We start from the raw sequence: 25399 nt of genomic DNA on the forward strand, positions 1-25399 counted from the left end.
AGTTAACAGATGGGATAGCCCAAGTTTCGGAGATGCTTAATTGTTGGATGAACATCAAGTTTAAATCAGCAAATAAGCATTGGAACAAATCCACGGATACCGCCGATTCTTGGATTGAACAAATATGTAAACATAAATTTAAGTTATTCATCTGGTTATAGATGGCAAAATAATTTTCAACAGGGGACGCTTGGAAGAAGCGCGGGCTATTCAGCGAACTTAAATCTTGGATTTTCAATAAGGTTGAAATCACTTGCTGATTCATGGTTTGGCGAGGAAACAGAAACTCGTGGGCGTGGCTTACAAACTCCAAAAGACACAACGAAAAAATCCGACGCTTTAACAATTTCACCAAAACAAATTTTAAAATATCTCATAAAAACACCTTTCCTTGATTACGACAATGTTCAGATCACATTCACGCAAACAAATACAGCAATGAACACGGGACTTTACTCCGAAAGACCCGGAATGGGAAATTTATGGTCATGGCTTCCGTTCACAAGTGATAAAATTGAATATGGACCATCGCTTCTGTATCAACTTGGGCTTGTCTCTTATCCAAATGGCGAATTGAAATTAACTCCTAAAAAAGGATTTCCATTCTTCGGTTTTGAACAAAGTATGGGTCTTCGGGCGCCGAACGGAAATCTTGACGATAACTTTAACCAGACAAACAAAATAACCCTTACAACTTCACGACCACTCTGGCAAGGTGCATATCTTGACTTGAGTTGGAACCTTAGCTGGAGTTTTCAAAGAAACCAAAGAATTATAACAGATTCCTCAGGTGTTCCAAGAGTTACATCGCTTACAAGCTCTGGCTCACTTGGGAGATCGTTTTTAACGCTTCCACCAGTGTTTATATTCAGCATATTTAAAAGTGGAATAAGTTCAGTCGCGTCAAAATATAGCGAATTAAAACTTGATCCAACAGATAAAAGAACTGATGATGAAAAATTAGCACAGGCATTTGAAGAAGGATTTGAGACATTGCCATTTTTGAGCAAACTTCTTGGAGGATTTCTCCCACGTGTTAATTGGAGATTAAGATGGGATGGACTTGAGAAATTTTCAATTTTCAAATCATTTGCAACTCGCGTCTCACTTGAACACGCTTATACATCAAACTTTGAAAAAAGATGGAGAAGTTTCATTGGACAGGGACAAACATTTGAATCAGAAAGAACTGGCTATGATTTCAATCCACTTGTCGGGTTAAACATAACTTTCAAACCATTATGGAACGGAAACTTAACAGGTGGTTTCAGGTACATCACATCAACTTATTACGATCTTAACTTTTCAGCGAAAGCAATAGTTGAAACATTTAGGAGAGAAATTTCCTTTAATTTGAGTTATTCAAAGCGTGGTTTTAATTTGCCACTTTTTGGACTCTCTCTAAAAAACGATGTTGACATAATGATAACTTACTCATCCTCAAAAAATTCAAGGCAAACATACCAAGCACGAAATCTCTCCGAAGCAATACCTCTTGATGGAATCCTGCGAACAACAATGGAGTTTAGATTCAGATATATGTTAAGCACACGGGTTACCGGCTCACTTTTCTATAGATTTACAAAATCAAAATCTGATTCAAGAAGCACATTTATCCCAGGTTCAACGATAAACGAAGTCGGCGTTGACCTACACATCGCAATAGGGACATAAAGCATATACCTGCCTCTTGACTTTTCCAAAAACTTTGATTATAAATAATTGGAGTGTGAAATTTATCTATGTTGATAACTTGTTGATAAAACCAAAAATTTGTGCAATAAAATTTTTACCTTGAAATGACAATTTTAACCATTTTTAGCCCCATGTTGATAACTTTGACGAATTTTGACAAAAATTGCTTGAATTTCAATAAAAAACTTGACTGTGCACATGTGGATAATTTTGTGGATAAGTGTGGATAACTTCAAAAAATGACTCTGTGAGTTTTCCACAAGTTATCCACAATTTTTGTAAAAATGTGGATAAGTTTAAAAAATTAAACTAGGAATTTCCATATGGATAAGCCATCAGATCAAGCAAAAAACTTGCTTAAAAATCCTGTTAAAGAAAGTGAGAACGCTCAATCTATTGATGAAATCCAACTTCAAAAATCACAGGAAAACGAACATCCTGCCGACGCTAAAGCAATTTGGAACGAATGTCTCGCCATAATCAAAGACAATGTAAATCCATTGAGCTTTAAAACATGGTTTGAGCCAATTGTACCGTTAAAAGTTGAAGGCAAACAACTCACAATCCAAGTTCCAAGCCAGTTTTTCTATGAGTGGCTTGAAGAACATTATTACAGTTTAATTAAGAAGACATTGACAAAGGTTTTGGGAGAAGGTGCAAAACTTGTTTATTCGGTCGTGATGGAAAATTCGTCTGCCGATTCAAAAACGACAATAAATCTTCCACCAGCACCAAAGCCATCTTATCCAACAGTTCAAGTCAAAACTACATATGAACAACCATTTGAATCAAATTTAAACCCGAGATATACATTTGATAACTTTGTCAAAGGAGATTGCAATCAACTTGCAAGAGCAGCTGCTCTTGCTGTTGCAAATAACCCAGGTGGAACATCTTTTAATCCGCTGGTTATATATGGTGGTGTCGGACTTGGAAAAACTCATTTAATTCAAGCCATTGGAAATTATGTCCTCGCAAATAAAAAATCATTGCGTGTTTATTATGTCTCAAGCGAAAAATTTACAATTGATTTCGTTGAAGCAATTCAAAAGGACAGGGTGAGTGATTTCTCAAACTTTTACAGAAGCATTGATGTTCTCATCGTTGATGATATACAATTCTTTGCTGGAAAAGAAAAAACACAAGATAATTTCTTCCACACATTCAACGCCTTACATCAAGCAAGAAAACAAATTGTTCTCTCTTGTGATAGACCACCGAAGGAATTAAAAGGTCTTGACGATAGATTGATTTCAAGATTTCAATGGGGACTGATTGCAGATATTCAACCACCAGATCTTGAAACGAGAATTGCAATTTTGAAAAAGAAAGCGGAAGATAGTGGAGTTGAACTTCCACAAGAAGTTATTGAATATATCGCAGTTCATATAACATCAAACATACGAGAACTTGAAGGTTGTCTTATAAGTTTGCTTGCAAAATCTTCACTTGAAAACAGAAAAATTGATGTTGAACTTGCAAAAGAAGTCGTCAAAACAATTGTTAAAGATACATCCGTCAAAGTTTCAATTGAGGAAATTCAAAGAGTTGTAGCGGAACATTTCGGAATCCCGCCAGATATGTTGAAGGCAAAAACAAGGAAACAGGAAGTTGTCGTAGCAAGACAAATCGCAATGTATCTTTGCAAGGAATTAACAGATTCATCCCTTAAAACAATTGGATTACATTTCGGAGGCAGAGACCATAGCACTGTCATTCACGCATGCCAATCGGTTGAAGAAGATATGAGAAAAAATGAAAAGTTGAGAAATCTTGTTGAATCGTTGAGAAGAAAAATTGAATTTAACTACGGATAATTAACATTGTGGATAAAGTTGTGGATAACTTGTGAATTTGTGTGGATTGTGTGTTAATAAGTCAAAAAGTTATCAACATTTGACTTGTGGATAACTTTAGAGTGTGGATAATTTCAAAGTTATCAACATCAAATTAACACTCGTTATTACTCAAATTTAAATCAAACGCTGAAAAATTGACCGAAACAAATTAACAAACAATAAATTTTCAACAAGCACTTTACACTGTTATTTTTCAACAAAAGTTATCCACATATCCACATCGCTTATTAACAATCTAACTAATTCTTTAAACAAAAAACTATTTATTAACAGATTCAATTGCCTGAACGATAAGGGGATAATATCTATCAAGTGCACATTCAACCGAATTTCTCAATTCACACACGCCATCTGGCGTTTCTTTGCATTCTTTACAAACATTTTCTCTCAAGGCAAGTATGTAATCATCCATTTTATCGCTCTTAATTGAAAGGACGATGTTAACAATTTTCGGAAAGTAAACTTTCACAGCACACATTGAAGCATCAGAGATTCTGCAAACCCCATTGCCGTAGGGATCGCTATCAATACAAACTCTGCAAACAACATCTTGAACTGCTTGCCAGTATTTTTCAAGTTCGGGAGTCATAGCAATTCTCCAAGTTTTGTTTTACAATTCTATTTTGGAAATTTTTTGAGAAAAAATCAAGTTTCATTTTCCGTTGATTGTAAAGTTTTAATTTGTTATATTAAACAAAAAATTTGCTTCGCTTATGCGAAAGAAAATCGCATCATTTTTTATCCTTCTTCTTTTTCTTGTTCAATTCCTGCTTTCGCAAAACCTTGAAAAAATTTTAATTCTTCATTGGAATGATTTTCACGCTCAAAATACGCCGATGAAAACAAAATGTGGTGATTCTGTTTGCTATGTTGGAGGAACTGCAAATTTACTTGGCTTGATAAATAAATTCAGAAATGAAGAGAAAAATGTCCTCGTTTTAAATGCGGGAGATGATTTTCAAGGAACTCCTATATCATCAATCACAAAGGGGAAATCACAAATTGAGTTGATGAACATTATAAAGCCAGATGCTATGACTCTTGGCAATCACGAGTTTGATTATGGGAGGGAATCACTTGAAGAAAATTTGAAAATAGCAAAGTTTAATGTTTTAAGTGCAAATTTATGGGACAAAAGAAAGGGAAAATTATTTGTCAAACCATACATTGTTAAAAAAGTCGGCAGAGCAAAAATTGGAGTGATTGGACTTACGACGCCAGAACTTTTTAAACTTTCTTTAAGAGAAAATTTGAAAGACATTGAACTTCTTGACATTGACAAAGTTTTAAAACAATACATTTATGAACTCAAAAATAAAGAGAAAGTTGATTTAATCATCGCACTTACTCACATCGGAGTGTATGGTGATTCGCTTATTGCTGTGAAATTTCCAGAGATAAAAATTATAATCGGTGGACATAGCCATACGGCGTTATTTGAGCCAAAAGTTGTAAATGGCGTGATAATATGTCAAGCAGGTTCAAGAGGTGAATATCTTGGATATCTTTCAATTGAAGTTGATCTTGACGGTGATTCTATTTATTCTTACAACGGTAAATTAATCCGTGTTGTAAATGGCATTGTTGAGCCAGATAAAGTTGCGTTGAAAAAGGTTGAAGAACTTGAAAAAATTGTTGATAAAGAATTTGGGCAGGTTATAGGATGGCTTGAGGTTGATTGGAAGAGAAATTTTTACGGTGAAAGCAATCTTGGAAATTGGGAAGCAGATGTGATGCGTGAATTTGCTAAAACAGACATTGCTTTTCAAAATTCTGGTGGATTAAGAAAGGACTTGCCAAGAGGGGAGATAAAAGTTCGTGATATATGGGAAATAAATCCATTTGGAAATACATTTGTTGTTTTTGAGGTTGATGGTAAAACTTTGAAAAAAATGATGGAATGGCAGGCGTCGGGAAAAGCAGAGTTGATGCAAGTTTCGGGAATTAAAGTTGTAATTGATTCAAGAAGAAATGTCGGGGAAAGAGTGATCTCAATTGAAGTTGGGGGAAAGCCACTTGATGAAAATAAAAGATATTCAATCGTCACAAACAATTGGGTTGCTGATCATCTTTATGATTTGTTTGGAATTCCGCAGGAAAGCGTTGAAGTTAAAAATCTCGGCGTAGTTGATAGAGATGTTTTCATTGAAGCAGTGAAAAAACAAAAGGTTATAAAATCAGAAGTTGAAGGGAGAATAATTGATCTTGCAAAACATAAAGGAGGAACAAACAATGAATATTGAAAGGGGATTTAAATTTGTTTTCCAAGAGAAAAACTGGCTCGGCAAAATTGTCGTTGGTGGTTTGATGATTCTTTTCTCTTTTTTGATAATTCCGCTGTTAATTTACTACGGCTTTCTTGTTGAGGTCACAAGAAGAACTATCAAAGATGAAACTCAACTTTTACCTGACTGGGATAACATCGGACATAAAATTGCTCTTGGGTTTAAACTTGCTGTGATAATAATTGTTTATCTTTTGCCGTTTGCTATTTTGATTGCTTTAAGCGTTCCATTTTCCGATTTTGAATTTGACCATATGAGAACCAGAGAGATAGTTTTGTTAATTCCTATGCTAATTTCAAATTTTCTTTTCAGAGGTGAGATGTCAGGAATTTCGCTTTTATTCTTTTTGAGTGCATTAGTTTACATTATTTTGTTTGTTTTGATTTTGCCTTTTATCGTGAGTAAATTTGCGGAGAACGAATCAATAAATGATGCGTTTGCTATTTCAGATATTTTGTCAATGTTCAGAGAGAATCTTGGTGATGCGATTTTGGTTTTTCTTCTCGTTGTTTTTCTTCAAATACTTGCATCGCTTGGAATTGTTTTGTGTTTTGTCGGTGTGCTTTTGACGGGATTTTGGGCGAGCGTTGTTCAGTATTATCTTTATGGCGAACTTTACAAAAAAAAGTTTGAAGGCAAGAACGATCACACAAATTTAAAAATAAATCTGGAGGGAAAATGCAAAAAATTGAAAAGAAAAAATTTGGTTTCATTGAATTGAGGTTGCAAAAATTAAACGAACAATTTACACGAGTTGAAATAGATTTCAAAGGGCGTTTCATCTGGACAACTTGCAAAAGTGGTGAGGAAAGAAATGCGATAGTTGAACTTTTAAAAGAACTTTTTGAGGATGAATTCACATCAATTTTAAAAATTTGTGAAGAGATGAAAATTGACATAAACGAACTTTTCAAAGTTGAAGAAATCAAAAGTTAAAAATTAAATGCGGAAGCAAAATTTAGTTTTTCTTTTCACAATTTTATTTCATTTGCTTTTATTCTCACAATCAGCACATGAAATTGTTAAGAAGTCGGAGGATTTAATCAAAGGTAAGACATCGTGGGGAATTGTTGAGATGAGCATAATCACGCCTGAATTTAAACGCACGATAAAAATAGAAGCGTGGTGGGTTGGGAATGAGAAAGCGTTGATTGAGATTAAATATCCGAAAAGGGAAGAGGGGAATAAGACATTAAAAATTGGAAACGAAATCTGGCTCTATCTTCGCAATACGGAAAGTTTGGTCAAAATTCCGCCATCAATGATGCTTCAATCGTGGAATGGCTCTGATTTCACTTACGATGATCTCGTCCGTGAGTCAAATCTTGAAAGAGATTACGAGATGAGAATTGTTTCAGATGACACAGTTAATTCGGAAATTTGCTGGAAGATAGAACTTGTCCCAAAACCAAATGCTCCTGTCGTTTGGGGAAAAATTTATTACTGGGTTAGAAAAATTGACTATCTTCCCGCTAAAATTGAGTATTATGATGAAAAAGGGAAACTTGTCAGGTATATGGAATTTTACGATGTGAAGAGTATGCATGGGAGAAAACTTCCGACGAGATGGATAATGTATAACAATGTTGAAAAGGGAAGGAGGACGGAATTTGTTTTAATTGATGTTAAGTTTGACATCAAGATAGATGAGAAAATTTTTTCTTTCAGAGAACTTGAAAGAAAGCGATAGCACCTTATGAAATTCTTTTTGAAATTTGCTTGGAGAAATATCTGGCGAAATAAGAGAAGGACTTTAATTACAATTCTTGCAGTTATGTTCGCAACCTCTCTCACGGTTGTGATGCGGGGGCTTCAACTTGGAAGTTATGCTTATTTTATCAGGACAATCGCTGGTGATTATTCTGGATATATTCAAATTCAAAGAGCAGGTTATAAAGACGATCCTTCGTTGAGAAAGACATTCCATTTTACAGAGGATATAAAAAATTTGCTTGATTCAAATCGTGATGTTGTTGCTTATTCTCCGAGATTATTTGCAAATGTTCTTGTAAGTTCGGGTGAAAATTCATACGGTGGGTTAATTTACGGGGTTGATCCAAATTTTGAAGTTAAGTATTCAAATTTTCACAATAAAATTGTGAAAGGGAAGTTCTTGAATTCAAGTTCTTCTGGTGAGGTCGTTTTGGGTTATAAACTTTTTCAGAATTTAAGGTTAAACATAGGCGATGAGGTAGTAATTCTGGGACAGGGAATTGACGGTGGATTATGCGATGGGAAATTTAAAGTTGTTGGTGTAGTGAAACTTGGTTATACGGAACTTGACAATATGGTTATCTTTATGGGTTTAAAAGACCTTCAAGATTTTCTCTATGCTGAAAATCGTGTGAGCGTGATTTCAGTTCTTCTTTCTGATTTTGATAGAATTGAAAAAGTGAAGAAAAATTTTTCTGATATTTTGAATCCAAAGGGACTTGTGGTTTTGGGATGGGATGAAGTGATGGTTGAATTAAAACAAACAATTGATTTTGACAATGCATCTGGGATTTTATTCCTTGCGTTTTTGATAATTCTTGTCGCTTTTGGAATACTTAACACAGTTTCAATGTCAGTTTTTGAAAGGTTTAATGAGTTTGGAATTTCGCTTGCGATTGGATTTAAAAATCAAAAACTCGCTTTGGTTGTTTTATTTGAAGTTGTAATCATCGCAATCATTGGGATAATCATCGGCTGTTTTCTCGGTGGTTTGGTGAATTATTACATCATAAAAAATCCGATAGTTTTAACAGGGGAATACGCTTCTGTTTATGAAGATTTCGGGTTTGAGCCGAAACTTGTTTCAAGTTTGAATCCGAGGATATTTGTAAATACCGCTTTGTCAATTTTATTTATTTCTCTGATTTCCGCTCTTGTGCCAGTTTATAGAGTTTATAAACTTGAGCCATTAAAAGGGATAAGATACACATGATTTTTAAACTTGCGTGGAGAAACATCTGGCGAAATAAGAGAAGAACTTTGATCGTAGTTGTTTCAATCGTCGTAAGCGTTTCCGTGCTTTTGCTCATTGATACTCTTTCTATGGGGATGATGAAACAGATGCTTGATAACCAGATAAATCTTCACATCGCACACATTCAAATTCATAAAAGAGGTTTCAACGACGATAAAACGCTCAAAAATTACATTCCAGATTCTGAAAAGATTGAGGAAGTTTTAAGGCAAATTGATGAGATAAAATTTTACAGCAGACGAGTAATAAGTTATGGATTGATAAACAGTGCTTTTAATTCTTCTGGCGTGATAATTGTCGGGGTTGAACCTGAAAGAGAGAAAAATATCACGATAATTTCAAGATCAATTGTTGAGGGAAAATACATCGGGGAAGATAGGGGAATAATTCTGGGCAAAAAACTTGCTCAAAAGTTAAATGTTGAGATCGGTGATAAAGTTGTTTTGATGGTTTCTGATTTGAACGGGAATGTGAGTTCAGATGTTTTCAGAGTCATCGGTTTATATGAGTCGCCGAGTTCTGAATTTGATAAAGTTTATGTTTACATTCCGATTGAAAGTGCTCAACAACTTCTTGGTTTAGGTGATAAAGTTATTGAGTTTGCTTTGATTTTGAAAGATCAAAATTTTATTAATTCTGTTAAAGACAAAATCGCAAGAGCAATTGGCAACTCTTACGAGGTTTTGAGTTATGATGATATATCACCGCTTATTAGAATTGGAATTGAAATGTATAAGGAGTTGATTTGGATTTATTATTTGATTTTCGGGATTGCTGTTGGCTTTGGGGTTGTAAATATAATGTTGATGTCTGTGTTTGAAAGGGTGAGAGAGTTTGGAGTTTTAAAGGCGATAGGAATGAAGAACAAAAAAATTTTTGCTTTGATTTTGCTTGAATCTTTTATGATAGGCGTGGTTGGGACGATAATTGGTCTTGTGATTGGACTTGTTTTGTATCTTCCACTTTCAAAAACAGGGGTTGATTTGGGGATATTTGCAGAAAGTTTGGCTTGGTTCGGGAGCGGAAGAATAATTTATCCAGTTTTAACTGAATTCACTCTTTCACTTCTTATTTTTACGATGCCATTTATCTCGCTAATTGGTGCGATTTATCCAGCGATAAAATCTATAAAGTTTGAGCCAGTTGAAGCGTTAAAACATATTTGAGTTTTAAAATGACATTGATCAAGACGGAAAACTTAACAAAAATTTACAGCGATGGGAAAGTTCAGGTTGAAGCGTTAAAAAGTGTTAACCTTGAAATTGAAGCGGGCGAATTTGTTGTCGTCGCTGGTCCATCTGGTTCGGGTAAAACAACGCTTTTAAATTTGATAGGCGGACTTGATAAGCCAACGGATGGAAAAGTTTATCTTGAAGGTGTTGATATATCTCTTTTGAAAAGGGATGAGATGGCTGATTTTAGATTGAGAAAAATTGGATTTATTTTTCAGGCATATAATCTTATACCTGTTTTAACTGCGTTTGAAAATGTTGAATTGCCTTTGATTTTGCTTGGGATTTCGGAAAGCGAGAGACGAAAAAGAGTGATGGAAGTTTTAAACCTGCTTGAAATCGGGGAACTTGCGGATAAGAAGCCAAACGAAATGAGCGGGGGACAGCAACAAAGAGTTGCAGTTGCAAGAGCGATTGTCACAAATCCATCAATAGTTCTTGCGGATGAACCAACGGCACATCTTGATTCAAAAACTGGTGCTATGTTAATTGATTTGATGCAAGAGATGAACCGAAAAAGAGGGATTACATTTGTTATTTGTTCGCACGATCCACAAGTCATTCAAAAAGCAGGGAGATTGATAAAGTTAAGAGATGGCACAATAGAGGATGACAAAAAGTTTTGGTAAAATTATTTTCGTTTTGATTTTAATTTTGAAGTCAAATTGTTTTGGGTTGGGTCAAAGTTTAAAATTTTCTGGATACTTTGCCGATTTCGTAATTTATCAAAAGATAAAAGATGATTTTGCGGTTCGCTTTGGCTTGGATAAAAATTTGTTTTTAAATTTTGGAAGGATTCGGCTTCGCCCAGAGTTTGAATACGAATGGGGAGGTGGAGTTTATGTTGAATATGAAATTGACGCTCTTTACAATTCTTCAAATTTATTTTTCAATTTTGCGGAGATTGGAACGAGAAGACAAATTTTGAAATTGCGATGGAATCTTGCGAATGGTTCAAAATTTAGCACATTTCATTTTATTGACAGGTTATATTTCAAAAAAGATTTTGGAAATTTGAACTTAACACTTGGGAGACAGCGAATTTCGTGGGGAACGGGGAGAATTTGGAATCCAACTGATTTATTTAATCCGATAAATCCAGCAAATTTCAGCAAGATTGAAAAAGATGGTGCAGATGTCGTGTCTGTTAAGTTTTATCTTGGAAGTTTTACGGACATTCAATTTGTTTATAATCCGATTGACAAGTTTAAAATGAATAATTACGGAGTTCGTTTCAGGACGAATTATCACGAGTTTGATTTTTCTTTTATGTCGGGTTTATTTGATAAAAGAGGTGTTGCTGGTTTTGATTTTGCGGGAAATCTCCTCAAGGCGGGTGTAAGAGGTGAGATGATATTTTCTGCTGATGTGAAAAATTTTAAATCAAACTTTTTCAAGTTCATACTTGGCTTTGACAATCAATTCACAAAAAATATATACGGACTTGTTGAATATCACTTTAACGGCGAAGGCAAATCCAAAAAAGATGAATACGAGATTGAGAGATTGATAAATGGTGAGATTTTAAATTTGAGCAAAAATTATGTCTTCGTTATGCTAAATTATGCTTTAAATCCAATTGCGAGTTTTTCTGCGTCATTAAATAAAAATTTGAACGATGGAAGTGGCTTTGTTTCGCTTGGCTTTTCATATTCGGTGAGCGATAACTCCGATTTAAACTTTGGGGCTTTAATTTTTCACGGTGATGAAGGGGATGAATACTGGTATTATTCAACTTCTGCTTTTGTCAGATTTCAATTTTATTTTTGATTCTTTTCTTTGCTTTCAACAAGAAGCGTCACAGGTCCATCGTTTATGATTTCAACTATCATCATCGCCTTGAAAACGCCTGTTTTAACCTTATCTTCTCCCATTTCCTGTTTGAGATATTCAACAAATTTGTTGTATAAAATTTCTGCTTCTTCTGGTTTTGATGCCTGTGTGAAGTCGGGTCTGTTTCCATATCTTGTGTCGCCATAGAGAGTAAATTGTGAAACGACGAGCGCTTCTCCATTTATGTCTTTAACTGATAAATTCATTCTTCTGTTTTCATCGTCAAAAATTCTCAAATTTGCACATTTTTTCGCAAGATATTTCGCATCTTCTTCTGTATCTCCATTTTTAACTCCGAGAAGTATCACAATTCCTTTTCCAATTTGACTGTAAAGAGAACCATCAATTGTCACACTTCCACGATTAACTCTTTGGACGAGTGCTCTCATAATTTTTCAACTTTTATTTTTGCAACTCTTTCAATTCCGAGATAATCTTTGAAAAATTCAATTTCTTTAAATCCTGCTTTTGTGAAAATTTCTCTCACTTTTTCGGATTGATTGTAAGCCATTTCAACAAGGACGAAGCCACGCTCAAAGATTAAATTTTTTGCTATGTTTGAAATTCTCCTGAAAAAGTTTAATCCATCAGCGCCATCTGTAATAGCAATCCACGGCTCGTAATTTTTTATCTCATCCTGCAATGTTTGGACTTCTTCAATTGAAATATATGGTGGATTTGACACGATGATGTCAAATTGATTTTTAAATTTTTCGTTGAATTCATCGCTGAAAAGATCAAAAGCAAGAAATTTTACATTTTCAACTTTGTTTAATTTTGCGTTTTCATTTGCAACTTCAATTGCTTTTTCGCTTATGTCAATCCCGACAATATAAACTTTTTCTCCGAGAAATTTTGCCAAACTTATTGCTATGTTTCCGCTTCCTGTTCCAATGTCAAGAACTTTAACCAAATTTTTTTGTGCAAATTCTTTCTTTATCGTTTCAATCGTTTTTTCAACGAGGATTTCGGTTTCGGGTCTTGGTATTAGGACATCGGGAGTAAGTTTGAATTCAAGTCCCATAAATTCAGTTTTGCCAAGGATATATTGCAATGGTTCTCTTTTCAATCTTCTTTTAATCAAGGTTTTTATCTCTTCAAGTTCGTTTTTTGAGAGAGGTCTTTCAAAATCAATGTAAAGGTCAATTCTTCTACATTTCAGGACATGACAGAGAATAAGTTCAATTGTTGTTCTTGCTTCGTTTCCGTTTGAGTTGTGAGTGATGCCTTTTGATTTAAAAAATTCAGTTCCCCAGTTTATGATGTCAATTATTCTCCAGATTTTTGTCTCTGTCATTTTTTGATCTCGTTTAAAGTTTTCAAAATTCGTGCGGTATGAGAGCCGTTCCAATAGATTTTGCCACATTTTGGACACTGATAAAATTCATCAAATGATTTTGCGGTTTCTTCGGGAATTAAATCAATTATGCTTGATTTTGGGACTTCAACGATTTCGGTGTTGCAGATTGAACAGCGTGAAAAAAGGTTTGTCTGTGTGTCAAGATTTAAATTTTTTATCACTTCGGAGAGTTGCTCTTTGAATCTTTCAGATTTAACGATGTAAAAATTTTTTATGTTGTTTTCTTCAACAATTCTTCTGCTTCTTGTGAGAAAAATTCTGTCTTCTTCAAGAAATTTTAAAAGTTCTTTCAGAGGCAAATTTGGTTCATAAATTGTATCGTATCCGAGAAGACGAAGCCATTTTGCAAGTTTTCCAAGCATTGTATCTGCGACGAATTTCATCTTGTTGATAGATTTTGTTTTTCAGGTTTAAAAATAAAAAATTAGCAGTGTATTTGCAATAAACGAATTTTCAAAATGGGAAAGAAGACGCACAAAACCGCAGTTGTTATAATTCCGCCGAAGGAAATTTGGAGTCCAATTCAAAAGATTAGAGAAAAATATGACAGGCAATTTAGAAGATGGATGCCACATATAACGCTTCTATATCCGTTCAGACCTTTTGAGGAGTTTGAGAGTGTTTATCCTGATTTTGAAAGAGTGTGTAAAGAAGTTGAAAGTTTTGAAATTGAACTTTCAGAGTTTAGGTTTTTCAAGCATTATGGGGAAAGTTATACGATATGGTTGAATCCAGAGCCAGCGGAGGGGGTGAAAATTTTGCAGGAGAAATTGCAAAGCATTGTTCCAGATTGTGATGATGTGAGGAAATTTGAAAATGGTTTTACGCCACATTTGAGCGTTGGGCAAGTTAAGGGTAGAGAAAATCTTGAAAAGTTGCTTAAAGAGTTGCAAAGTTCGTGGGTTAGTTTAAAATTTGTGGTTGATTCTGTTTTCTTCATTTGGAGAAATGATCCGCCAGATGATATTTTCAGAATTTGGAAGGAGGTTAAGTTTTCAGTTTGATTTTTTGTTTTTATCGGTTTTCGTTGGTAAAATTAAACAAAAACAAAATTTCGGGAGAAAAATGACGACAATAGTTGATATTCAAGCACGTGAAATTCTTGATTCAAGGGGAAATCCAACGATTGAGGTTGAAGTTTATCTTGACTCTGGGGCAGTGGGGAGAGCGTCAGTTCCAAGTGGAGCATCAACAGGTGAGAATGAAGCGATTGAGTTAAGAGATGGAGATCCGAAAAGATATATGGGTAAAGGTGTTTTAAAAGCAGTTGAAAATGTTAACAACATAATTGCAGATGAACTTGAGGGTTGGGATGCGCTTGATCAAGTTGGGATTGATAGATTTTTAATTCAACTTGACGGGACGCCGAACAAATCACGACTTGGTGCGAATGCGATTCTTGGTGTCTCTCTTGCAGTTGCCAAAGCAGTTGCAAATCATTTTGGAATTCCACTTTACAGGTATATCGGTGGAGTGAATGCGAAAGTTTTGCCTGTGCCTTTGATGAACATTTTAAATGGTGGAAAACACGCAGATAACAATGTTGATATTCAAGAATTTATGATTGCGCCAGTTAAAGCAGAAAATTTTTCAGAAGCGTTAAGAATGGGCGTTGAGGTTTTTCATTCTCTTAAATCGGTTTTAAAATCAAAAGGATATAACACAGCGGTCGGAGATGAAGGTGGATTTGCGCCGAATTTGAAATCAAATGTTGAAGCAATTGAGGTAATTCTTGAAGCAATTGAAAAAGCAGGTTATAAAGCTGGTGAAGATATTTATCTTGCGCTTGATTCAGCTGCGAGTGAATTTTATCAGGATGGGAAATATGTTTTCTTTAAATCAGATAAAAGTGAGAAAACATCTGAACAGATGGTTAAATTTTACGAGGAACTTGTCAATCAATATCCGATCATTTCAATTGAAGATGGAATGTCTGAACACGATTGGGATGGGTGGAAGATGCTAACGGAGGCGCTTGGGAATAAGGTTCAGCTTGTTGGCGATGATATTTTTGTGACAAACATTGAGATATTTTCAAAAGGGATAGAAAAAGGGATCGCAAATTCAATTTTGATAAAGTTAAATCAAATTGGAACTTTAACTGAAACGCTTGATTGCATTGAGCTTGCAAAGAGAAATGGATATACTGCGATTGTTAGTCACAGGTCAGGTGAGACGGAAGACACAACAATTGCTGATCTTGTTGTTGCCACAAATGTTGGGCAGATAAAGACGGGTTCAGCTTCAAGGACGGATAGAGTTGCGAAGTATAATCAACTTTTGAGGATAGAGGAAGACCTTGGGGAAGATGCTGTTTTTGCAGGGTTGAGTGCGTTTAAGGTGAAAAGATGATTGAAAGTCAAACATGTAAGGTTTTTGATTTTCCCCTGATTTTTCGTAATTTTAGGAAAACTTTCCAAAGAAAATTCAAAATTTTTTTCGTTTATGGACAAGATAAAGGTTAAACTGCCTGATGGCAGTGTTTTAGAAGTTGATAAAGGGACGACGCCTTTGCAAATTGCAGAGAAATTAAGCAAGCGACTTGCCAAGGAAGCCGTTGCTGCAAAGGTAAATGGTGTTGTAATTGATCTTGTTCGTCCGCTTGAAGAGGATTGCGAGCTTCAGATTTTAACTTTTGATGATCCCGAGGGTAGAGAAGTTTTCTGGCATAGTTCAGCTCATCTTATGGCACATGCGATTGAAGAACTTTTCCCTGGTGCGAAATTTGGTGTTGGACCGCCAATTGAAGATGGATTTTATTATGATGTTGATGTTGATAGACCGCTAACACCGGATGATCTTGTTAAGATTGAAGAGAAGATGAAGGAACTTGCGGAGCGAGACGAGCCGTATATCAGGAAAGTTGTGACAAAAGAAGAAGCGCTTGAATTTTTCAGAAAGAAGGGAGACCCTTATAAAGTTGAAATCATAGAGCAAATTGACGATAACGACACGATAACATTTTACAGTGAGGGGAGTTTTACAGATTTATGTCGCGGACCTCATTTGCCTTCAACTGGTAAGATAAAGTATGTTAAGTTATTAAGCGTTGCTGGGGCTTACTGGCGTGGCGATTCAAGGAATAAAATGCTTCAAAGAGTTTATGGCGTTGCTTATCCGAAGAAGGAACTTCTTGATGCGCATTTGAAACGTCTTGAAGAAGCCAAGAAAAGAGATCACAGAAAACTTGGGAAAGAGCTTGAGCTTTTTGTCTTTCACGATATCGCTCCAGGTGCTCCGTTCTGGTTGCCAAAAGGTATGGTAATTTTCCGCGAGCTTGAGAAATTTATCCGTGAGGAACTTGATAAACGTGGTTATGTGGAAATCTCAACCCCGATCCTTGTTAAGAAAGATTTGTGGGAAAGGTCTGGACACTGGGAGCATTACAAGGAGAACATGTTTGTCCTTGAGGTTGAGAATGAAATTTATTCGCTCAAACCTATGAATTGTCCCGAAAGCACCTATGTTTATAAGATGAAGACACGAAGTTATAGAGATTTGCCTTTGCGACTTGCAGAGATTGGACGGCTTCACAGAAACGAGATATCGGGTGCACTTGGTGGGATGTTTCGCGTTCGTCAAATAACGATGGATGATGCTCACATTTATTGCAGACCAGATCAAATTTTGAACGAGATAAATGAGTTGATTGATTTTGTAAATTATGTTTATGGGATTTTTAAGTTTGAGCCAGCTTATTACCTTTCAACGAAGCCGGATAATGCAATGGGTGACCCGGCGTTGTGGGAGCAAGCAGAAAACGCCTTGAAGACAGCGCTTGAACAGAACGGAATTAAATATGGCTTAAAAGAGAAAGAAGGCGCATTTTATGGACCAAAGATAGATGTTCAAATAAAAGACGCTCTTGGAAGGGATTGGCAAGTTGCGACGATTCAACTTGATTTCGTTATGTTGCCCGAAAGATTTGATTTGACATACATTGATGCAGATGGACAGCCGAAAAGACCAGTTGCTATACACAGAGCTATATTTGGTTCGTTTGAAAGATTTGTTGGGATTTTGACGGAGCATTTTGCGGGTAATTTCCCTGTGTGGCTTGCGCCCGTTCAAGTTGCTGTTTTGCCGATAACAGATGCACAGAATGATTATGCGATTGAAATTTACACAAAACTTAAAGACCTGAAGATACGCACAGAAGTTGACACAAGGAATGAAAAGATAACTTACAAAATTAGAGAAGCTGAAACGCAAAAAATTCCATATATGCTTATCGTTGGTGAAAAGGAAAAAACGAGCAAAACTGTTTCCGTGAGAAGACACGGCAAAGGCGATCTCGGAGTTTTTGATTTGGAAAGTTTTATTTCACGAATTAAATTTGAAATTGAAACTAAAGCGGTTGAGTGAATGAATTTTTATGAGATTTTGACACTGGGTGGAGTAATGGCAACGATACTTGGTGCGTTTTTAACTTTGTATGCAATTATAAACAATAGAACTCTTAAAGCAGAAGCAAGAAATACAAACGAGCTGATAAATCAATTCAGACGAGAACATAATGAGACGATAAATGAATTTAGAAGAGAACATCGTGAGTTGATACAAAAAATGAGTCAAAGTTTGGAAGATTTTAGAAGGGAGCATCGCGAGATGATGCAGAAAATGAACCAAAGTTTAGAAGAATTCAGGAAAGAACATCGTGAGACGATTCAAAAAATGAGTCAAAGTTTGGAAGATTTTAGAAGGGAACATCACGAGATGATGCAGAAAATGACTCAAAGTTTGGAAGAATTCAGAAGGGAACATCGTGAGACGATGCAAACTATGATGCAAGCTCTTGAAGAATTTAGGCGAGAACATAACGAGAGGATGGATGAGTTTAGAAGATCCCACGAGGAGACGATTAGATATATTGCGAATTTAATCGTCACGGACGGGGAGAGAACCCGGCAAGAGATAAGAAAAAAAGCGAGGCGTTAAATTTTAAAAACAAAAGAGGAAGTCGCCATAGAGAAAGAATTACGCATTAATGAGCAGATCAAGGTCCCGAGAGTTAGAGTAATTGACGAGAACGGACAGCAGATCGGGATCATGAACACGCGTGATGCGTTAAAACTTGCAGAGGAAAGGGGATATGACCTTGTTGAAATCGCGCCGTTTGCGAATCCCCCAGTTTGTAAGTTAATGGATTATGGAAAGTATAAGTATGAAAAACAAAAAGAAGAGAAACAGCGTAAGAAGCAGCAAGCATCAACCACGCTGAAAGAGTTAAGATTTCATCCGAATATGGGCGAGCAAGATTTTCAATGCAAAGCGCGGCACGCAAGAGAATTCATACTTGAAGGTCATAAAGTCAAGGCGCAAGTAATTTTCAAAGGCAGGGAAATTTTACATACGGAGTTTGGAGAAAAACTTTTGAAGAAGTTAATTGAGTTTTTATCTGATGTTGCGCGCGTTGAGCAAGACATTCGGCTTGAAGGGAATGCGATGAGTGTTCTATTTGCGCCTGATAGAAAGAAAATTCAAATGTTAAAGGAACAGGAAGAAAAAAACAAACAATCTGAAGGAGAGACATCAGATGCCAAAGATGAAAAGTAATCGCGCAGCTATGAAAAGGTTCAAGGTGACCGCAACAGGTAAAGTCAAAAGACAAAAAGCCGGAAGGAGTCACCTTGCAACTGGAAAATCAAGAAAGAGAAAAAGGCAGCTTCGTAAACCGACGCTTGTTCATCCATACGAGGAGAAGAGAATTAAAAAGTTGATTCTTGCGTGATTTTTAAAAACTAAATTTGAATATGTAGAGATGAGAGCAACGAATAAGCCAGCATCAAGAAGGAGAAGGAAGAAAATCCTTGAGAGAGCGAAAGGATTCTGGGGGATGCGTGGAAACACCCTCAGACAGGCAAAAGACCATGTCGCAAAAGCACTTCAATACTCATATCGCGACAGAAGAACCAAAAAGCGCGAATTCAGACGGCTCTGGATTGCAAGGATAAACGCTGCAGCAAGATTAAACGGGACGACTTATTCAAAACTTATTTCTGCTTTGAGAAAGAAGCAAGTTGAAATCAACCGCAAGATGCTTGCAGACCTTGCGGTAAATAATCCGGATGCTTTTTCTGATATTGTTAAGTTCGCTTTTAGTTAAAAATTTTGCTCCCATCGTCTGGGTACGTTGCTTCCAATCCCGATGATGGGAGTTTTTTATTTGTATTAAACCCGAACAAATGATGTTTTTTGAAATGATTAATCAAATTGAAGAAGTCAAAGCAAAATTTCTTGAAGAACTTCAAACCTTGAAAGATGAGAAAGAACTTGAAGAATTCAGAGTCAAATACCTCGGACGCAGGGGGATAATTCAATCATTGTTTGACAAACTTAAAGAGATACCGCGTGAGGAAAAGCCAACGGTGGGGAAAATTTTAAACGAGTTGAAAGAACTTGCACAGGAAAAGTTTAATGAGAAGAAAAAAGAAATTGAAGCAAAGAAGGAAAAAGTCAAAATATCTCTTGACTTAACGATTCCGGGAAGATTTAAATACACGGGGAGAAAACATCCGCTTACTCAAACACTTGAAGAAATCAAAAAAATTTTCGTTTCAATGGGATTTGAAGTTGCATCAGGTCCTGAGATAGAAGATGATTATCACAATTTTGAAGCGCTCAACATACCTCCGGAACATCCAGCAAGAGATATGCAGGATACATTTTTCATCAAAGAGAATATAATTTTAAGAACGCACACCTCGCCAGTTCAAATAAGAGTTATGAAATCAAAGCAACCCCCTGTGAGAATTATTGCGCCAGGGAGAGTTTACAGAAACGAAGCGATAAGCGCACGAAGTTATTGCCTTTTCCATCAAGTTGAGGGTTTATATGTTGATGAAGGAGTTTCTTTTGCCGAATTGAAAGGGACATTGCTTGCTTTCGCAAAGCAGATGTTCGGAAGCAGTGTAAAGTTGAGATTCAGACCGAGTTTCTTCCCGTTTACTGAGCCGAGCGCTGAAGTTGATGTGAGTTGTTTTATATGCGGTGGCAAAGGATGTAAAGTTTGTAAATACGGAGGATGGCTTGAAATTTTAGGATGTGGAATGGTTGATCCAAATGTTTTTAAATTCGTCGGTTATGACTCTGAAAGATACACTGGCTATGCCTTTGGAATGGGCGTTGAGAGAATCGCAATGCTTAAATATGGAATTGATGACATAAGATTGTTTTATGAAAATGATTTCAGATTTCTTGAACAGTTTTGAATCAAAATAAAAAATTTTCCCAGAGATGAAAGTTTCGCACAAATGGTTGAAAAATTACATTGACCTTGAAGCAGAACCTGAGGAGGTGAAAGAAAAACTCACAATGTTGGGGCTTGAAGTTGAAAGCGTTGAATACCTCGGAGAGAAATATAAAAATTTTTATGTCGGTGAAGTTCTTGAAGTGATGAAACATCCAAATGCAGATAAATTAACGGTTTGCAAAGTAAATGTTGGAAAAGATACGCTTCAAATAATCTGTGGTGCTCCAAATGTTGCAGTTGGACAAAAAGTGCCCGTTGCGCTTGTTGGTGCGGTTATTCCAAGAAATCAACACGACCCCGAAGGGAAACCTTTTGTCTTAACAAGAGCAAAAATCAGAGGTGTTGAATCTTATGGAATGATTTGCTCGGAATATGAACTTGCTCTTGGAGATGATAAAGAAGGGATAATGGTTCTTGAACCTGATGCAATTGTCGGGCAACCGCTTGCGGAATATTTCGGGCTTGATGATGTTGTGTATGATGTTAGCATAACTCCGAATCGTCCAGATTGTTTAAGTCATATTGGAATTGCAAGAGAACTTGCTGTTGCATTCGGACTTAAACTTAAAAAACCAGAAGTTAAACTCGCAGAATCAAGTAAAAAAGTTTTTGAATTCGCTTCGGTTGAAATAATTGACACGGTCAATTGTCCAAGATATGCTGCAAGGGTTGTTTTAAATGTCAAGGTTGAGCCATCTCCGAAATGGTTGCAGAATTACCTAAAATCGGTTGGATTACGCCCGATAAACAACATAGTTGATATTACAAATTTTGTTCTTTACGAGGTTGGTCATCCATTGCATGCATTTGATTATGATAAACTTGCTGGGCATAAAATTGTTGTCAAATGTGCGGAAGAAGGTGAGGTCTTTATAACTCTTGATGGTAAAGCGAGAACATTGAGAAGAGATACTTTGATGATATGTGATGCGGAAAAACCAGTTGCGATTGCAGGTGTGATGGGTGGATTGAATAGCGAAATAACAGAGCGTACGAGAAATGTTTTGATTGAAAGCGCATACTTCAATCCGATAAGCATCCGCAGGACATCAAAATATCTTGGGCTTTCAACTGATGCATCATATAGATTTGAAAGAGGCGCAGACCCCAATGCAGTGATATGGGCTGTAAATCGTGCAGCTCAACTTATGGCTGAAATCGCAGGCGGAGAAGTGCTTGAAGGTGTCATTGATGTTTATCCGATTAAAATTGAGCCGAAAATTATCAATTTAAGATTTTCAAGATTGAATTCAATAATTGGAATTGAAATTCCAAAAGGCGAAGTTATCAAGATACTTGAAGGACTTGAGCTTGAAATTTTAAAACTTGACGAAAACGGTTTAACAGTAAAAGTTCCGACTTTCAGACCAGATCTTGAGCGTGAGATTGATCTTATTGAAGAAGTTGCTCGTGTTTACGGCTATGATAAAATCCCCGACAAGATGAGCTCAATAGTGCATTTTTCAACCGATAAGATAAAAACAGATTTTCACGAACTTATCCGTGAAAGATTAATTGGTGCTGGATTTAAAGAGGTTGTGACAAACAGTATGCTTGATGAAGATAGGGCAAGAATTTTCGGTGATAATTTTGTTAAAGTTTTGAATCCTTTGAGCAGGGAAATGTCTGCATTGAGGACAAGTTTAATCCCGAGCGCTCTTGATGTCGTAAGGCATAATTTTGGGTATGGAATAAAAAATTTGAAATTTTTTGAAATAGGTAAGGTTTTTAGAGTTTCATTTGATGAGGATGAAAAGCCGAAATTTGTTGATAACTATATTGAAGAAGAACGTCTTTTAATTTTGATGACGGGACTTGCAGAGCCAATCTCGTATGATGTTAAAGAGCGAAATTTTGACATCTACGATCTGAAAGGGGAAGTTGAAAAGCTGTTCCGTGCGGTTTTTCTTGAAAATTACCAATTTATTTATTATTCTAATAATAGCGAGATATCGGAGTTTGAGCTCGGAGTTGAGATAGGAGGCAAATACGCAGGAAGATTGATGAAGGTAAGTGAAGCACTTTTGAAAAAATTTGATCTTGAAGCGGATGTGTATATTGCGGAGATTGATTTTGATTTGATACGTGAAAATTCAAAAATTGAAGAGAGGCATTACTCAGAAATTCCGAAGTTTCCGAGTGTTTATAGAGACCTTGCATTTGTGATTGATGAATCTGTTTCTGTTGGAGATGTTGAAAAAGCGATAAGAGAAAGCGCAGGAGATGTTTTGAAATCAATTCGTCTTTTTGATATTTATAGAGGTGAAAAGATCGGTGAAGGAAAGAAAAGCGTTGCTTTTTCGCTTGAAATTCTTTCGCCAGAGAAAACATTGACGGATGAAGAAGTTAACAGCTTGATTCAGAAAGTGGTCAAATATGTTGAGCAAAAGCTTGATGCCAAACTTAGGAGTTATTAAATCTTGAAGGTTGATAATAAAAGCGACAAATTTAGCTTTATCAAAATTGTTGAGGAGCTTCAAGGGAAGTTTGATAAGGTTCTTGAATATGTGCAGAATTTAAAAAGCGAAAATGAGAGTTTGAAGGTTAGAATAACGGAGCTTGAGCGAGAGGTTGAGATGTTGAAGCGAGAGAATGAGGAATTGAAGAAGAATGGTATTGTTTTATTTTCAGGAGAAGAGAGAGAGGAATTGAAGAGAAAAATTTCAAATTTGCTTGAGAAGATCAATCAGTATCTTTGAAAATTTTTAACGCTGGTTTTCCCCGTAGATAAAATAAAAAGGCGAAGAAAATTTGGATTTATCACAGCCGAAAACGATCAAAGTAAAAATCTTCAACACCGAATACACCTTAAAAGTTGAAGATGAAGAGCTTGCTTATAAAGTTGCTGAATATGTTGATGGATTGATGAGGGAGTTGCATGATAAATTGCCGAATCAATCTGTATTGACGATTGCGATTTTGACAGCTCTTAACATTGCTGAGGAATTGTTTCGTGAGAGGATGAACAAGGGCTATGTTGAGAGCGAGATAGAGGATTTGTTGCGCGGTTTGTCTTCAAAGGTTGATAAGATATTAAGTTTATGACCGCGCTGTCAGCTCGGTTTGGGCTGAGGGGAGAACCAGCGTTTTAGTTGAGGGAGATTGCCTGGCTCTTGGATGCGGATTACAGGCCACGCTCTCACCCTGAGTTGGGGTGAGAGTCCGCTGTCCCGGTTTAGCCGGGACTTAAAAATGCGGACGGTGGAAGTAAGAAGTATCCAGGCAGGCAATGGGTTCTTGCCCCAAAGCTTGCGTCTGAGCTGGCAAGCGCGGTTTTTTAATTTTGGAATTAATTTGAAAAGAAATTATGGAGGGAAAAATATGGCTGTATACATAGTTGTTTCAGCTGCTGTCTTGATAGCGTTTTTCGTTGGATGGTTCTTTCATTCAAAAATTGAAGAAAAGAAAATTGGAACTGCAGAAGCTCGCGCCCAAAGAATAATTGAAGAAGCAGAGCGTGAGGCAAACAACATCAAAAAAGAGAAACTTCTTGAAGTAAGAGATGAATGGTTTAGAAAAAAACAGGAATTTGAAGCAGAGGTAAATCAGATAAAGCAAAAACTTCAATCTTATGAAAAACAGCTTCTCAACAAAGAGGAAAAATTAAACGAAAGAGCTGAGGAATTAAACAAAAGAGAGCGTGAACTTAACAAATTTCAGCAACAAATTGAAGAGCAAAGAAAACAACTTGAACTCAAGCAAAAAGAAATTGAGCAAATTATAGAAGAGCAGAAAATTCAGCTTGAAAAAATTGCTGGTTTAACACGTGATGAGGCGAAGAAAATTTTGATTGACAGTATGGTTGCTGAAGCAAAAGCAGAGGCTGCGAAAATGATACGTGAGATTCGTGAGCAAGCAAAAGAGGAAGCCAAAAAAGAAGCCCAGAAGATCATTGTCCAGGCAATTCAAAGAACAGCAGCAGACCACTCTGTTGAAACTACCGTCACAGTTCTTCACATTCCAAATGACGAGTTGAAGGGAAGAATAATCGGAAGAGAAGGAAGAAATATAAGAGCTTTTGAACAGTTGACAGGTTGTGATATAATCGTTGATGATACTCCAGAGGCGGTTATAATTTCTGGTTTTGATCCGTTCAGAAGAGAGGTAGCGAAAATTGCGCTTGAAAGGTTGCTTGCAGACGGAAGAATACATCCAGCAAGAATTGAAGAAGTTGTTGAAAAGGTCAAGCAAGAACTTGAAGAGGAGATGATAAAGGTTGGAGAAAACACTTTGCTTGAACTTGGAATTCACAATGTCCATCGTGAGATAGTTCGTCTCGTTGGCAAAATGAAATATCGTTCAAGTTACGGGCAAAATGTTCTCCAACACAGCATTGAAGTTGCTTATCTTGCAGCGATAATGGCATCCGAGCTTGGGCTTGATGCACATCTTGCTAAAAGAGCTGGACTTTTCCACGATATTGGTAAAGTCGTTGATAAGCAGGAAGGACCGCACGCTTTGATTGGCTATGAAATTTTAAGCAAATATGGCGAACATCCGATTGTCGTCAACGCAGTTGGTTCGCATCACGAAGATATACCGATGGAAACCCCGATTGCAGCGATTGTTCAGGCAGCTGATGCGATAAGTGGCGCAAGACCTGGGGCAAGGAGAGAATCAGTTGAAGGTTATGTTAGAAGATTGCAAAAACTTGAAGAAATAGCAAAATCATTTGAGGGCGTTGCAAAAACATACGCAATTCAAGCCGGTCGTGAGGTAAGAGTCATCGTTGAGCCAGATAAAGTTGATGATAATCTTGCGGATCAATTGTCCCGTGATATTGCAGCGAAAATTCAAGAAGAGATGGAGTATCCGGGACAAATTAAAGTCACGGTCATAAGGGAAGTTCGTGCGGTTGCATATGCAAAGTGATTTGATTTAGCTTTGAAATTTCAAAAGGGGCGTAAGAAGTTAC

General features: G+C 36.4%; 26 protein-coding genes. 22 read left to right on the forward strand and 4 right to left on the reverse strand.

Annotated elements, in window-relative coordinates; all coding sequences use genetic code 11:
* Positions 1-114 precede the first annotated feature (114 nt).
* Both AWW83_RS05485 and dnaA read left to right on the forward strand, forming a co-directional pair.
* Positions 115-1674 (forward strand): hypothetical protein, encoded by a 1560-nt coding sequence (locus AWW83_RS05485; RefSeq protein WP_092349719.1) that lies wholly within the window; start codon positions 115-117, stop codon positions 1672-1674.
* A 344-nt stretch (positions 1675-2018) separates the two neighbouring features.
* Complete coding sequence (gene dnaA, locus AWW83_RS05490) at positions 2019-3512, forward strand: chromosomal replication initiator protein DnaA (protein WP_092349722.1); 1494 nt, start codon at positions 2019-2021, stop codon at positions 3510-3512.
* A 301-nt stretch (positions 3513-3813) separates the two neighbouring features.
* Here the strand turns inward: dnaA and AWW83_RS05495 are convergent, their stop codons facing one another.
* Positions 3814-4143, reverse strand: a complete 330-nt coding sequence (locus AWW83_RS05495; RefSeq protein ID WP_092349725.1) for a hypothetical protein — start codon at positions 4141-4143, stop codon at positions 3814-3816.
* Between the two features lie 124 nt (positions 4144-4267).
* Between AWW83_RS05495 and AWW83_RS05500 the strand changes: the two genes are divergently transcribed.
* The 8 genes from AWW83_RS05500 to AWW83_RS05535 are packed head-to-tail and all read left to right on the forward strand — an operon-like array spanning position 4268 to position 11809.
* Entirely contained in the window at positions 4268-5797 is a 1530-nt protein-coding gene (locus AWW83_RS05500) for a bifunctional metallophosphatase/5'-nucleotidase (protein ID WP_092349728.1), read from the forward strand.
* Entirely contained in the window at positions 5787-6560 is a 774-nt protein-coding gene (locus tag AWW83_RS05505) for a DUF4013 domain-containing protein (protein ID WP_092349731.1), read from the forward strand. The genes AWW83_RS05500 and AWW83_RS05505 overlap by 11 nt, the downstream gene beginning before the upstream one ends.
* Positions 6518-6775 (forward strand): hypothetical protein, encoded by a 258-nt coding sequence (locus tag AWW83_RS05510; RefSeq protein WP_092349734.1) that lies wholly within the window; start codon positions 6518-6520, stop codon positions 6773-6775. The genes AWW83_RS05505 and AWW83_RS05510 overlap by 43 nt, the downstream gene beginning before the upstream one ends.
* Positions 6776-6782: 7 nt before the next feature.
* Positions 6783-7529, forward strand: a complete 747-nt coding sequence (locus AWW83_RS05515) for an outer membrane lipoprotein-sorting protein (protein WP_092349737.1) — start codon at positions 6783-6785, stop codon at positions 7527-7529.
* A 6-nt stretch (positions 7530-7535) separates the two neighbouring features.
* Positions 7536-8765 carry an ABC transporter permease gene (locus tag AWW83_RS05520; protein WP_092349739.1) on the forward strand — a complete coding sequence of 410 codons (1230 nt, stop codon included), beginning with the start codon at positions 7536-7538 and terminating at the stop codon, positions 8763-8765.
* Positions 8762-9973, forward strand: coding sequence for an ABC transporter permease (locus AWW83_RS05525; protein WP_092349742.1), 1212 nt, complete (start codon positions 8762-8764; stop codon positions 9971-9973). The genes AWW83_RS05520 and AWW83_RS05525 overlap by 4 nt, the downstream gene beginning before the upstream one ends.
* An 8-nt stretch (positions 9974-9981) precedes the next feature.
* Entirely contained in the window at positions 9982-10668 is a 687-nt protein-coding gene (locus AWW83_RS05530) for an ABC transporter ATP-binding protein (protein ID WP_092349745.1), read from the forward strand.
* Positions 10649-11809 carry a hypothetical protein gene (locus tag AWW83_RS05535; protein WP_092349748.1) on the forward strand — a complete coding sequence of 387 codons (1161 nt, stop codon included), beginning with the start codon at positions 10649-10651 and terminating at the stop codon, positions 11807-11809. Before AWW83_RS05530 ends, AWW83_RS05535 begins: the two co-directional genes overlap by 20 nt.
* On the opposite strand, the gene dtd is transcribed toward AWW83_RS05535, so the two are convergent.
* Genes dtd through AWW83_RS05550 form a run of 3 tightly spaced genes read right to left on the reverse strand, consistent with a single transcriptional unit; the run spans position 11800 to position 13615 of the window.
* Complete coding sequence (gene dtd, locus AWW83_RS05540; protein WP_092349750.1) at positions 11800-12261, reverse strand: D-aminoacyl-tRNA deacylase; 462 nt, start codon at positions 12259-12261, stop codon at positions 11800-11802. The two genes, AWW83_RS05535 and dtd, sit on opposite strands and share 10 nt — an antisense overlap.
* Positions 12258-13169 (reverse strand): peptide chain release factor N(5)-glutamine methyltransferase, encoded by a 912-nt coding sequence (prmC, locus tag AWW83_RS05545; protein WP_159421116.1) that lies wholly within the window; start codon positions 13167-13169, stop codon positions 12258-12260. Before prmC ends, dtd begins: the two co-directional genes overlap by 4 nt.
* Positions 13166-13615 carry a Mut7-C RNAse domain-containing protein gene (locus AWW83_RS05550; RefSeq protein ID WP_092349756.1) on the reverse strand — a complete coding sequence of 150 codons (450 nt, stop codon included), beginning with the start codon at positions 13613-13615 and terminating at the stop codon, positions 13166-13168. The genes prmC and AWW83_RS05550 overlap by 4 nt, the downstream gene beginning before the upstream one ends.
* Positions 13616-13690: 75 nt before the next feature.
* Here AWW83_RS05550 and AWW83_RS05555 point away from each other — a divergent pair, with 75 nt between their 5' ends.
* The 12 genes from AWW83_RS05555 to rny all read left to right on the forward strand — a co-directional run bounded on the left by AWW83_RS05555 (position 13691) and on the right by rny (position 25356).
* Positions 13691-14236 (forward strand): 2'-5' RNA ligase family protein, encoded by a 546-nt coding sequence (locus AWW83_RS05555; RefSeq protein WP_092349758.1) that lies wholly within the window; start codon positions 13691-13693, stop codon positions 14234-14236.
* Between the two features lie 61 nt (positions 14237-14297).
* The gene (gene eno / locus AWW83_RS05560; protein ID WP_092349840.1) at positions 14298-15584 is read left to right on the forward strand and encodes a phosphopyruvate hydratase; all 1287 of its coding nucleotides are present in this window, start codon (positions 14298-14300) and stop codon (positions 15582-15584) included.
* A 93-nt stretch (positions 15585-15677) separates the two neighbouring features.
* On the forward strand, positions 15678-17597 hold the full coding sequence (thrS, locus tag AWW83_RS05565) for a threonine--tRNA ligase (RefSeq protein WP_092349761.1): 1920 nt from the start codon (positions 15678-15680) through the stop codon (positions 17595-17597).
* The gene (locus tag AWW83_RS05570) at positions 17598-18170 is read left to right on the forward strand and encodes a hypothetical protein (protein WP_092349764.1); all 573 of its coding nucleotides are present in this window, start codon (positions 17598-17600) and stop codon (positions 18168-18170) included. It begins immediately after the preceding gene.
* 27 nt (positions 18171-18197) lie between these two features.
* Positions 18198-18788, forward strand: coding sequence for a translation initiation factor IF-3 (gene infC / locus AWW83_RS05575; protein WP_092349767.1), 591 nt, complete (start codon positions 18198-18200; stop codon positions 18786-18788).
* A gap of 10 nt (positions 18789-18798) precedes the next feature.
* A complete protein-coding gene (gene rpmI / locus AWW83_RS05580) occupies positions 18799-18963 on the forward strand; it encodes a 50S ribosomal protein L35 (RefSeq protein WP_420021883.1) in 165 nt (54 codons plus the stop codon).
* A 30-nt stretch (positions 18964-18993) separates the two neighbouring features.
* The gene (gene rplT / locus AWW83_RS05585; protein ID WP_092349773.1) at positions 18994-19338 is read left to right on the forward strand and encodes a 50S ribosomal protein L20; all 345 of its coding nucleotides are present in this window, start codon (positions 18994-18996) and stop codon (positions 19336-19338) included.
* 94 nt (positions 19339-19432) lie between these two features.
* Positions 19433-20443, forward strand: a complete 1011-nt coding sequence (gene pheS / locus AWW83_RS05590; protein WP_092349842.1) for a phenylalanine--tRNA ligase subunit alpha — start codon at positions 19433-19435, stop codon at positions 20441-20443.
* A gap of 25 nt (positions 20444-20468) precedes the next feature.
* On the forward strand, positions 20469-22901 hold the full coding sequence (gene pheT, locus AWW83_RS05595) for a phenylalanine--tRNA ligase subunit beta (protein ID WP_092349776.1): 2433 nt from the start codon (positions 20469-20471) through the stop codon (positions 22899-22901).
* 3 nt (positions 22902-22904) lie between these two features.
* A complete protein-coding gene (zapB, locus tag AWW83_RS05600; RefSeq protein WP_159421117.1) occupies positions 22905-23183 on the forward strand; it encodes a cell division protein ZapB in 279 nt (92 codons plus the stop codon).
* A 52-nt stretch (positions 23184-23235) separates the two neighbouring features.
* On the forward strand, positions 23236-23529 hold the full coding sequence (locus AWW83_RS05605; protein WP_092349781.1) for a cell division protein ZapA: 294 nt from the start codon (positions 23236-23238) through the stop codon (positions 23527-23529).
* A gap of 276 nt (positions 23530-23805) precedes the next feature.
* Positions 23806-25356: a ribonuclease Y gene (gene rny, locus AWW83_RS05610; RefSeq protein WP_092349844.1), complete on the forward strand. Its 1551-nt coding sequence runs from the start codon at positions 23806-23808 to the stop codon at positions 25354-25356.
* The last annotated feature ends 43 nt before the right edge of the window (positions 25357-25399 follow it).

This window comes from Candidatus Chryseopegocella kryptomonas (genome assembly GCF_001536065.1).
GTDB lineage: Bacteria > Bacteroidota > Ignavibacteria > Kryptoniales > Kryptoniaceae > Kryptonium > Kryptonium kryptomonas.

What these genes read in the sequence shown, in the direction of transcription:
- dtd (WP_092349750.1), bottom strand. Translation starts at nt 12,261, where the DNA reads ATGAGAGCACTCGTCCAAAGAGTTAATCGTGGAAGTGTGACAATTGAT.
- rpmI (WP_420021883.1), top strand. Translation starts at nt 18,799, where the DNA reads ATGAAAAGGTTCAAGGTGACCGCAACAGGTAAAGTCAAAAGACAAAAA.
- AWW83_RS05515 (WP_092349737.1), top strand. Translation starts at nt 6,783, where the DNA reads ATGCGGAAGCAAAATTTAGTTTTTCTTTTCACAATTTTATTTCATTTG.
- dnaA (WP_092349722.1), top strand. Translation starts at nt 2,019, where the DNA reads ATGGATAAGCCATCAGATCAAGCAAAAAACTTGCTTAAAAATCCTGTT.
- AWW83_RS05505 (WP_092349731.1), top strand. Translation starts at nt 5,787, where the DNA reads ATGAATATTGAAAGGGGATTTAAATTTGTTTTCCAAGAGAAAAACTGG.
- rplT (WP_092349773.1), top strand. Translation starts at nt 18,994, where the DNA reads ATGAGAGCAACGAATAAGCCAGCATCAAGAAGGAGAAGGAAGAAAATC.
- AWW83_RS05495 (WP_092349725.1), bottom strand. Translation starts at nt 4,143, where the DNA reads ATGACTCCCGAACTTGAAAAATACTGGCAAGCAGTTCAAGATGTTGTT.
- eno (WP_092349840.1), top strand. Translation starts at nt 14,298, where the DNA reads ATGACGACAATAGTTGATATTCAAGCACGTGAAATTCTTGATTCAAGG.
- AWW83_RS05525 (WP_092349742.1), top strand. Translation starts at nt 8,762, where the DNA reads ATGATTTTTAAACTTGCGTGGAGAAACATCTGGCGAAATAAGAGAAGA.
- AWW83_RS05570 (WP_092349764.1), top strand. Translation starts at nt 17,598, where the DNA reads ATGAATTTTTATGAGATTTTGACACTGGGTGGAGTAATGGCAACGATA.
- AWW83_RS05530 (WP_092349745.1), top strand. Translation starts at nt 9,982, where the DNA reads ATGACATTGATCAAGACGGAAAACTTAACAAAAATTTACAGCGATGGG.
- pheT (WP_092349776.1), top strand. Translation starts at nt 20,469, where the DNA reads ATGAAAGTTTCGCACAAATGGTTGAAAAATTACATTGACCTTGAAGCA.
- AWW83_RS05535 (WP_092349748.1), top strand. Translation starts at nt 10,649, where the DNA reads ATGACAAAAAGTTTTGGTAAAATTATTTTCGTTTTGATTTTAATTTTG.
- AWW83_RS05550 (WP_092349756.1), bottom strand. Translation starts at nt 13,615, where the DNA reads ATGAAATTCGTCGCAGATACAATGCTTGGAAAACTTGCAAAATGGCTT.
- AWW83_RS05500 (WP_092349728.1), top strand. Translation starts at nt 4,268, where the DNA reads ATGCGAAAGAAAATCGCATCATTTTTTATCCTTCTTCTTTTTCTTGTT.
- AWW83_RS05510 (WP_092349734.1), top strand. Translation starts at nt 6,518, where the DNA reads ATGCAAAAAATTGAAAAGAAAAAATTTGGTTTCATTGAATTGAGGTTG.
- prmC (WP_159421116.1), bottom strand. Translation starts at nt 13,169, where the DNA reads ATGACAGAGACAAAAATCTGGAGAATAATTGACATCATAAACTGGGGA.
- pheS (WP_092349842.1), top strand. Translation starts at nt 19,433, where the DNA reads ATGATTAATCAAATTGAAGAAGTCAAAGCAAAATTTCTTGAAGAACTT.
- AWW83_RS05555 (WP_092349758.1), top strand. Translation starts at nt 13,691, where the DNA reads ATGGGAAAGAAGACGCACAAAACCGCAGTTGTTATAATTCCGCCGAAG.
- AWW83_RS05520 (WP_092349739.1), top strand. Translation starts at nt 7,536, where the DNA reads ATGAAATTCTTTTTGAAATTTGCTTGGAGAAATATCTGGCGAAATAAG.
- rny (WP_092349844.1), top strand. Translation starts at nt 23,806, where the DNA reads ATGGCTGTATACATAGTTGTTTCAGCTGCTGTCTTGATAGCGTTTTTC.
- thrS (WP_092349761.1), top strand. Translation starts at nt 15,678, where the DNA reads ATGGACAAGATAAAGGTTAAACTGCCTGATGGCAGTGTTTTAGAAGTT.